We start from the raw sequence: 9,665 nt of genomic DNA on the forward strand, positions 1-9,665 counted from the left end.
GGTCCAGACATGAGAAAAGCCCCGAGGTGGCGAGACCTCGGGGCTACATGGGAAGAGGCTTGAGAGCCTTTCCCCGTAGCAGGAGCGGGATTCGAACCCGCGACCTCACGATTATGAGTCGTGCGCTCTCACCAACTGAGCTACCCTGCCGCGAAACTTCGCCCGGGCGTGCCGAGCAAGTAACGAGCCCCGAGTCGGGTTTGAACCGACGACCTCTTCCTTACCAAGGAAGTGCTCTACCACTGAGCTACCGGAGCGTGACCATTACAAAATGGCACCAGTAGAGAATAGCATCACTGGAGCGACCGCTCGTACCGCCTGCACGGATGCCTCTCCCAACATACGATAGAGCGAAGGATGATCGATGACTGAGAACGTACAGACCCCAGCCCTCGACCTCGTGCTCGGGAACCGCTATCGACTTGTCGGTCTGATCGGATCCGGCGGGATGGCGTCGGTTTACCGCGCCCACGATGAGGTGCTCGGGCGCGATGTCGCCATCAAGCTCTTTCGGGTGGCCTCCACCAACGCCGCTGACTTCGAGCGGCAGCAGGGCGAGATCGGCATGCTCGCCACTCTCTCCCATTCCGGACTCGTGACGCTGTTCGATGCGGGCAACGACGAGAGCGACCCGCTGAACCCCCGGTCTTACCTCGTGATGGAGCTGATCCCCGGTGCCGACCTGAGGAACACCCTCGACCACGGGGCCTTGTCGAGCGATGACGTGCGCCACATCGGCGCCGATCTCGCTGATGCACTCCATTACATTCACGAGCAGGGTGTCGTGCACCGCGACGTCAAACCCGCCAATATCCTCCTAGCCCACACACCGGGCAACGACACCCGACCACATCCCAAACTCACCGACTTCGGAATCGCCCGGCTCGTCGACGGTGCCCGGTTGACGGCGACCTCCTTCACCCTCGGCTCGGCCGGATACCTCAGCCCCGAGCAGGCGCGCGGCGAAGAGGTGGGCCCGCCGAGCGACGTCTACTCGCTCGGGCTCGTGCTGCTGGAGTGCGCGACCGGAAAACGGGTGTTTCTGGGCAAAGGGCAGGAAGCAGCCTTCGCTCCGCTCACCCGGGACCCCCTCATCCCCGACGCTCTCGACCCGGTTCTCGCGGAGACGCTCAGGGCGATGACCGCCCGCTCGCCCGAGTCGCGACCGAACGCCCATGAGGTCGCCCTGGCACTGCGGGGCATCGCGTCGATTGACGGTTTCCGGCGCAGCGTCGCGGCGGACGCCGACGACACGGCCGCCATGGTCGTGCCGGCGACCACCCCCGTCGAGGCGACGCAGCTTTTGCCCGTTCCCGAGGCGGTGACGACGGTCCTCGAGCAGGGCCCTCCCCCGATTCCCGACGCGGAGACGACGGCATTCGAGCCGGGAGCCCCGCCGCTTGCCGCGCCTGCCGAGCCCGCAACCGAACCACAACGCAGGCAGAGGGCCGCGCCGCCGCGCCCTGCATCCCGGAGCCGCCGATGGCCTGCCCTCCTGCTCGCCGCCGTCCTGTGCGCCGTGCTCGTGACGCTCTCCGTCTCGTTCGGCGCGTTCGACACCCCCGCTGATCCTGCTCCCGGCGTCGAGTATCCCGCCGTTCCCGGCGAGATCGGCGAGCACCTCGAGGATCTTCAGGAAAGCGTGGAGCCATGAGAAAGAACGTTCGTTCAGCAATCGCCGGCGCGGCGCTCGTCCTTCTGGTCGCGACCGGCTGCCAGGCAACCCCGCCGGACATCGACCCCGACCGGGCCGAAGCGTTTCAGTCACGGGTGCTCGCGGTGACCACCGCCGTTGCCGACGGGGGCTATGCCGCCGCTCTCGAGACGTTGGCGGCACTCCAGAGCGAGCTCGACGCCGCTGCCGCCGACGGCAGCCTCTCTTTCGCGCGGCACCAGCGAATCGAAGCGGCAATGACCGCCGTGCGAACCGATATTCAGGCGGCGATCGACGCCCAGACGCCGCAGCCCACTCCCGAACCGGAACCAGAACCCGAACCGGAACCCGAGGAGTCCACCGCGCCGGTCGAGGAGGAGGAAGCCACCCCCACCCCCACCCCGGAGACGGAAGCCGAGAAGAAGGCCCGGGAAGCCGCGGAGAAGGCCTTGCAGGAGGCCGCCAAGAAGGCGGAGGAAGAGCGCCAGAAGGCCGCAGAAAAGGCCGCTGAAGACGCGAAGAAGGCTGCCGAGGAAGCGGAGAAAAAGGCCAAGGAAGACGCCAAGAACACCGAGGAGCCCGTCGACGGGGAAGTCGACGGCGAGGGCTGAGCACGCGCGTCATACCGCCACCCACTTCACGCACTCCGGACCGGAACACCCGGCGCACCGGGTGAACCCGACCGCAACGGGTGATTTCGCTCCCGCAATAGCCGGGGCGTAAGAGGAGTCGAGCAAATCCCGCTCCCGGTGATCGCCATTCCTGCGCGAGCACATATTCGAAGAAAGCGATGCGACCCCGCAGCGTCTGCGGCAGGTCGGAGCCCGTCCCTGGCTCGATCAACCCCGCTCGGATGCGATCGAAACGGCGTTGGTCATGCCCGAAAGAACGCCAGGTGGACGTCGCGGGCGAAATGAAGTTTCTTTCGTCGATTGCCAGCACTCGGCCCCAAAGCCGCATCTTTGACGGACCCTGTCAGGGTTGCGCGAAGAAGCTGCAGAGGTGATGTTTGTTTCCTTCTGTGTCGCGACGCATGGTGCACCGCCCGGGAGCGCCCATAAGCTCCCACCAATCCCACGGCAGAGAAAGGCATGGCACTCATGCACAAACACACGTTGAAGACAGTTCCGCTGCTCGCGGCAGGCATCGCTGCGATGCTCGCGCTCTCCGGCTGCTCCGCCGGGGGATCGATCGAACCGGCCGCGAGCGCGAAGCAGGTGAAGGGCGGCACCGTCTCCTACGGCCACCAGCAGGAACCGGCGTGCGTTTTCGGCGGGTGGATCGAGCAGGCGTACCTCTCGTACCAGGTGCTCGACAACCTCGTCTCGCTCGACGAGAACCACGAAATCGTGCCCTGGCTCGCGGAAACGTGGCAGGCATCCGACGATCAGCTCACCTGGACGTTCACCCTCAAAGAGGGCGTCTCGTTCACCGACGGAACCCCCGTGAACGCCGAGGCCGTCGCATACAACTTCGACTACTGGGCGGAAGGCGGCAACAGCACGGCGGCTGTCTGGCTCGGCGGGTACTACGAATCGGCCGAGGCTCTCGACGAGCTCACCGTGCAGGTGAACCTCGCCAAGCCGTACCCGTTGTTCGCCGAGAACCTCACGCAGGGCTACTTCGGCGTCCAGTCACAGCAGGCGCTCGAGACCCGCACCGACGAAGAGAACTGCGCCGCTCCGATCGGATCCGGCGCGTTCACCGTCGGCGAGTGGAACCGCGGCGAGAACATCATCCTCCACCGCAACGACGACTACACCTCGCCGCCGGCCAACGCCCGCCATCAGGGCGCCGCCTATGTCGAGAAGGTCGACTGGAAGTTCATCAGCGACGCGACAACCCGCGTCTCGGCACTCCGCGCCGGTGAAGCCGACGCCATCTACGACGTTCCCGCCATCGAATGGGCCGGAGTCGACGAGCAGGGCTATGAGCAGCTCAAGTACGTCACCCCCGGACGCCCGCAGCAGATCAGCTTCAACACAGCCAAGGGCGTCTTCACCGACGAGAACCTGCGCAAGGCGTTCGTCTACAGCCTCGACCGCAAGAGCATCGTCGACACCATCGGCAAGGGCGTGATCCCCTACGAGGGCAACGGCGCGGTCAGCCAGACGACGCCCGGCTACAGCGAAAAAGCAGCGAACACCTACAGCTTCGACCTCGAGAAGGCGAACGAACTCCTCGACGCCGCCGGCTGGACCGAGCGCGACGAGGAGGGTTACCGGGTGAAAGACGGCAAGACGCTCGACGTGCTGTTCCCCTATGGCGGGGGCACGATCATCAACGCCGACGGGGCGTCGATCCTCCAGGGCGTGCAGCAGCAGGCGAAGGCAGCGGGATTCAAGGTCGATCTCATTCCGATCCCGCCGAGCGCCGCTGCGTCTGGCAAGTACTCCGGAGTCGACGGCTACGACATCTCCGTCGGCTACTGGACCAGCGTGAACGCCGGGATCCAGTACATCAACTGGCGCCAGAACCTGCCCGAGAGCCCGAACAACTGGAACTCGGCTTTCTACAACGACCCCGCACTCGAGGACCTCATCGTTCAGGCGAACTCGGCTCTCGACCCGGACGAGCAGAACGCGCTCTACGCCGAGGCGCAAGAGTACATCGCCGACCGCGCGCTGTCGGTCGGTCTCTACGACCGGCTGTCGACGCTCGCCGTGAACCCGCACCTCAAGGACGTCTGGCAGGAAAGCTCGCAGGGAGGACCGGTGTTCCATGACGCATACTTTGTCGAGTAAGACGGCGGATGCCGCGGCCGGGTCCCAGCGTCGGCCCGCGGTCAGCCCGCGGGCACGCCGGATCGTCGAGAAGCTCGTCGGTGCCGTGGTCGTGCTCTGGGGCGCGGCGACCGCCGCGTTCCTCGCGCAGATCGCCCTCCCCGGTGACCGGGCGACGACGATCCTCAACGTCCGGGCGGGGCAGACGCAGCTCCGCACCCCGGAGGAACTGGCTCCGATCAACGCGGAGTACGGCCTGCAGGACCCGATACTCGTGCAGTACCTCGACTACGTCGGCGGGCTGCTGCGCGGAGACCTCGGGATCTCCTACCAGCAGCATCGGCCGGTATGGGGGATCATCTCCGAACAGGTCGGGGCGACGCTGACGCTCACAGCGGTGACGCTCGTTCTCGCCTGGGTGATCATGGTCTTCTGGGTGACGCTGACCTCCGGGAGGGGCCCGCGGATCCGCGCACTCGGATCGGGCCTCGACACGGTGACCGCCGGTCTCCCGCCTTACTGGCTCGGCATCCTCCTGCTGCTCGTCTTCGCGCTCGGACTCGGCTGGTTCCCCGTGATCGGCGGAACCGGCGTGAACGGGATCGTGCTGCCGGCCCTGACCCTGGCCATCCCGCTCGCCGGCTTCATGGGGCAGGCCACCCGCACCGAATTCGAGCGCTCGCTCACGGCGCCGTTCATCGTCACGGCGCGGATGCGGGGAATGAGCGACCTCAGCATCCGGCTGCGCCACGTGCTCCGTCACGCCGTGCTCCCCGCCGTGACGCTGTCCGGATGGGCGATCGGCGCCACGATCTCCGGTGCCGTCATCGTCGAATCGCTCTTCACCCGCCCCGGAATCGGCAGCGTCCTCATCACAGCCGTCGATTCCCAGGATCTCCCCGTCGTCACCGGCGTGGTCGTCCTCGTCGCCGCCACCTACGTGATCGCGAATCTCCTCGTCGACCTCGCGTACACCGTCATCGACCCGAGGATGAAGAACTCATGACCGCAGTACGCGAACAGGCCGTCGCGCCGGCCTCCCGCCGGCGTCGCGTCTCTCCCGGATTCGCCGCCGCGGCGATCACGCTCAGCCTCTTCCTCGTGGCCGCCGTCGCACCGAACGTTCTCACCCCGCACGACCCTTTCGCCATGGACTTCACGAAGGCGCTGCAGTCGCCGTCGCTCGCCCACTGGTTCGGCACCGATGAGTCGGGCAGGGACCTGTTCAGCCGGGTCATTTACGGCACCCGCGAATCGCTCGCCATCGGTGTGGGCGCCGCGGGTCTCGGACTCGTCGTCGCCCTCGTGCTCGGCTCGATCGCCGCGCTCGCCGGTCGCATCCCGGCTGGGATCGTCAACCGGCTGATCGAAGCGCTCTTCGCCTTCCCCACCCTCCTGCTCGCCCTGCTGCTGGTCTCGATCCTCGGCTCCTCACCGCTGACCCTCGTCATCGCGGTCGGGCTCGGTTCGGCACCCGGCTACGCCCGGATGGTACGCGGACAGATCCTGTCATCGAAGAACTCCGGCTACGTCGAAGCCGCCCGCGCCCTCGGCCACGCCCGGTTCACGATCTTCCGGCAGCACATCCTCCCCAACGCCCTCCGCCCGCTGATCGCCATCTTCACGATGGGTGTCGGGCAGTCGATCGTCTGGGCCTCCGGAATGGCGTTCATCGGTCTCGGCGTCGCTCCCCCCTCGCCGGAATGGGGCGCGCTCCTCGATGCCGGCCGCGCCTACATCACCCAGGCCAGCTGGCTCATCGTCCTCCCCGGCTTCATCATCGTGGTCCTGGCCCTGGCCGCGACCACACTCGGCAAACACATCCAGACCCACCTCGAGAAAGGCGATGCATGATGACGATTCTCGATCTCTCGGTGCACACAGACGCCCAGGCCGACGCGGCTCCCGCACGCCCGTTGCGGTTGAGCGTCGACAACCTCAACGTGGGTTTCTCCCGTGACGGCGCCGTCCGTCCGGTCGTGAAGAACGTCTCCTTCGACCTCGAAGAGGGACGGTGCGTCGCGATCGTCGGCGAATCCGGGTCGGGCAAAAGCGTCACCGCCCGCACCCTGGTCGGCCTGACCGGCCAGAATGCGGTCGTCGACGGCGGCATCCGTCTCGGGAATGACGACCTCACCGCGCTGTCGCCCAGGCGCTGGCGGTCGATCCGCGGGCGCCGGATCGGCTTCATCCTGCAGGACGCGCTGGTTTCGCTTGACCCGCTGCGGCCGGTCGGCAAGGAGATCGAGGAGGCGCTCGCGCTGCACGGCTGGGGAGACCGCGCGTCGCGCAAACGCAAGGTCCTCGACCTGCTCACGAGCGTCGGCGTGCCCTCCCCTGGGAACCGAGCACGCCAGCGGCCCGATGAGCTGTCCGGCGGGCTCCGCCAGCGGGCGCTCATCGCATCCGCCATCGCCCTGGACCCCGAGATCGTGATCGCCGACGAACCCACCACGGCACTCGACGTGACCGTGCAGGCGCAGGTCCTGCTTCTGCTCGAAGAGATGAAGCAGCGCGGGGTGTCGATCATCCTCATCAGCCACGACCTGTCGGTCGTGGCCCACCTCGCCGACGAGATCCTCGTCATGAGCGGTGGTGAAGTGGTCGAGCAGGGAACCGCGCACGCGATTCTCACCGACCCACAGCATCCGTACACCCGGAGCCTCATCAACGCGGTCCCCTCGAGGGACACCCGGGGTTCGCGGCTCTCGCCCGCGACCGAAGTGGCGCTCGCCCACACGGCGGCGCACGCCAACGACGAACACGCTGCCTTCGACGGCCCCGTGCTCGAAGCGGACGGGCTCGTGAAGCACTTCACCGCTCCAGACGGCACCCGCACGACGGCGGTGAACGACGTCTCGTTCACGCTCGGTCGCGGAGAGACGCTCGGCATCGTCGGCGAATCGGGGTCGGGCAAGTCGACGACAGCACGGATCGCCCTCGCGCTCGAGCAGGCGGATGCCGGCACGGTGCGGTTGCTCGGACAGGACTGGTCAGCGGTTCCCGAGGCCCGGCGGCGCCGGCTGCGCAAGCAGATCTCCGTCGTCTACCAGGACCCGCTGAGTTCGTTCGACCCGCGGTGGAACACCGAGCGGATCCTCCTCGACAGCCTGCCGGCTGGTGCGTTCGCGACAGCCGCCGCGAAACGGGAACGCGTCCTGGCGTTGCTGGCCCAGGTCGGGCTGCCCGACACCGTACTGAACCGGTTCCCGCTCCAGCTCTCCGGCGGGCAGCGCCAGCGGGTCGCCATCGCCCGCGCCCTCGCCCCGTCGCCGTCGATCGTCGTGCTCGACGAGGCGGTGTCGGCCCTCGACGTGTCGATCCAGGCTCAGATCCTCGACCTGCTCGTCGACCTGCAGAAGGAGTTCGGCTTGAGCTACCTCTTCATCTCGCACGACCTCGGGGTGATCAGCCACATGAGTGACCGTGTTCTCGTCATGAAAGACGGGTTCGTCGTCGAAAGCGGCACCGCCGACCAGGTCTTCACCGCACCGGCCCACCCGTACACGCAGGAACTGCTCGGCGCACTGCAGACCCTCGATGAGGACAGGTCCGTGACCGTCGCGCCGGCCCCAACAGAAGGAACACGATGAGCACCCCCAGGAAGCCCCTGCATTTCAACGCCTTCGTGATGAACACGAATTCGCACATCAACCACGGCCAGTGGCGTCGGCCCGACGCCCAGCAGACCGAGTTCAACGACGTCAACACCTGGATCGAGCTCGCCCGCCTGCTCGAGGACGCGAAGTTCGACGCCATGTTCTTCGCCGACGTCTCGGGGCTCTACGGAGACTCCGACGCCGACTACGAGGTCTACGTGCGGCACGGACTGCAGATCCCCAGCAACGACCCCACCGTGCTGCTCGGTGCGCTCGCCGTCGTCACCGAGAACATCGGCCTGGCCCTCACCTCGAATGTCATGCAGAACCACCCGTTCAACTTCGCCAGGCAGGTCTCGACCCTCGACCACATCTCGAACGGTCGGATCGCGTGGAACGTCGTCACCGGCACTCAGGACAACGGCGCGCGCAACTACGGCCTGCCGAAGCTCACCGACCACACCGAACGCTACCGCTGGGCCGAGGAGTACGTCGACGTGACCTACAAGCTGTGGGAAGGCTCGTGGGACGACGGCGCCCTGCTCAAGGACAAGGAGAACGGCTACTACTCCGATCCGAGCAAAGTGCACAAGATCTACCACGAGGGCGAGCGCTACCGGGTCGAGGGCCCGCACCTGCCGTCCCCGTCACCGCAGCGCACGCCTCTGCTCTTCCAGGCCGGATCGTCCGGTTCGGGTCTGGCGTTCGCCGCTCGCAACGCCGAAGCCGTGTTCATCATCTCCCCAACACCGGATGCCGCGCGCGTCCAGATCGCAGAGACCCGCCGCCTCGCCGTCGAAGCCGGGCGCAATGCCGAGGACATCAAGTTCTTCCCCGGCTTGAGCTTCATCATCGGGGACACCGAGGAGGAGGCTCAGGAGAAGGCGCGCGAGTACGACAGGTACGTGAGCGTCGAAGGCTTCCTGGCCCACTCGGCGTTGGTCGACGGCGACGGGCGGGTCTACGACCCCGAGACCCCGATCAAGGATGTCGACACCAACACCACGAAGGGTTTCCTCGAGTGGGCGGCCCTCGCGATCCCGGACCGGGAGCCCACCCTCGGCGACCTCGTGCGCCAGCGCGCGAACGTCAATCGCGTCGTCGGTACACCCGAACAGATCGCGGACGAACTCGAGAAGTGGCAGGATGCCGGGGTCGACGGCATCAACGTCATCAACTGGGTGATCCCCGGCTCGTTCGCCGAGTTCGCCGACAAAGTGCTGCCCGTCCTGCGCGAACGCGGGCTGGCGCAGAAAGACTACGCGCCGGGCACGCTGCGCGAGAAGCTGTTCGGCGCGCCGACCCTCAACGAGCGCCACCCGGCTGCCGCCTACCGCGGCGCGTTCACGACGGGCCCGACGACGTGGGACGAAGCCGACGAGCGGCGTCGAGCGGCGGCTTCGGTGGAGTCCGAGACCGCGAGCGTGTGAGGCGCTGGTGCGCCCCGCCTGCAGCCCAGGTCATCCACTCCGGACGAAAACACCCGGCGCACCGGATGACCTCGACCGCAACGGGTGACTACGCCGCCGACCCAGCGCCGAACGCCCAAAACCGGCGCCGGTGCGCGGCGGGAACGCGAGCGGGCCGCACGACACGGCCCACGGCATCCGCGCGCCCACTTCACGCACTCCGGACCAAAACACCCGGCGCAGCGCGTGAACTCGACCGCACCGAGTGAATTCGCGCCCA

The 9,665-nt window shown here is 67.1% G+C and carries 7 protein-coding genes and 2 tRNA genes; 7 read left to right on the plus strand and 2 right to left on the minus strand.

The features are described 5' to 3' along the window. Positions 1 to 76: 76 nt before the first annotated feature. A tRNA-Met gene (locus ABIE24_RS15025) sits at positions 77 to 150 on the minus strand. 35 nt (positions 151 to 185) lie between these two features. Continuing rightward, positions 186 to 257 (minus strand) — tRNA-Thr (locus ABIE24_RS15030). Positions 258 to 364: 107 nt separating this feature from the next. On the opposite strand from ABIE24_RS15030, the gene ABIE24_RS15035 reads away from it, so the two are divergent. The 7 genes from ABIE24_RS15035 to ABIE24_RS15065 all read left to right on the plus strand — a co-directional run bounded on the left by ABIE24_RS15035 (position 365) and on the right by ABIE24_RS15065 (position 9,406). Further along, positions 365 to 1,654, plus strand: coding sequence for a serine/threonine-protein kinase (locus ABIE24_RS15035; RefSeq protein ID WP_354501076.1), 1,290 nt, complete (start codon positions 365 to 367; stop codon positions 1,652 to 1,654). Beyond that, entirely contained in the window at positions 1,651 to 2,265 is a 615-nt protein-coding gene (locus ABIE24_RS15040) for a hypothetical protein (RefSeq protein WP_354501078.1), read from the plus strand. The genes ABIE24_RS15035 and ABIE24_RS15040 overlap by 4 nt, the downstream gene beginning before the upstream one ends. A 489-nt stretch (positions 2,266 to 2,754) precedes the next feature. Next, positions 2,755 to 4,398, plus strand: a complete 1,644-nt coding sequence (locus ABIE24_RS15045; RefSeq protein ID WP_354501080.1) for an ABC transporter substrate-binding protein — start codon at positions 2,755 to 2,757, stop codon at positions 4,396 to 4,398. Then, positions 4,376 to 5,383, plus strand: coding sequence for an ABC transporter permease (locus ABIE24_RS15050; protein WP_354501082.1), 1,008 nt, complete (start codon positions 4,376 to 4,378; stop codon positions 5,381 to 5,383). Before ABIE24_RS15045 ends, ABIE24_RS15050 begins: the two co-directional genes overlap by 23 nt. Further along, positions 5,380 to 6,231, plus strand: coding sequence for an ABC transporter permease (locus tag ABIE24_RS15055; RefSeq protein WP_354501084.1), 852 nt, complete (start codon positions 5,380 to 5,382; stop codon positions 6,229 to 6,231). The genes ABIE24_RS15050 and ABIE24_RS15055 overlap by 4 nt, the downstream gene beginning before the upstream one ends. Continuing rightward, entirely contained in the window at positions 6,231 to 7,970 is a 1,740-nt protein-coding gene (locus tag ABIE24_RS15060; RefSeq protein WP_502916288.1) for a dipeptide ABC transporter ATP-binding protein, read from the plus strand. The genes ABIE24_RS15055 and ABIE24_RS15060 overlap by 1 nt, the downstream gene beginning before the upstream one ends. Next, on the plus strand, positions 7,967 to 9,406 hold the full coding sequence (locus ABIE24_RS15065) for an LLM class flavin-dependent oxidoreductase (RefSeq protein ID WP_354501088.1): 1,440 nt from the start codon (positions 7,967 to 7,969) through the stop codon (positions 9,404 to 9,406). The genes ABIE24_RS15060 and ABIE24_RS15065 overlap by 4 nt, the downstream gene beginning before the upstream one ends. Positions 9,407 to 9,665: the final 259 nt, after the last annotated feature.

The sequence above is a fragment of the Mycetocola sp. 2940 genome (assembly GCF_040548835.1).
In the GTDB taxonomy this organism is placed as follows: domain Bacteria; phylum Actinomycetota; class Actinomycetes; order Actinomycetales; family Microbacteriaceae; genus Mycetocola_A.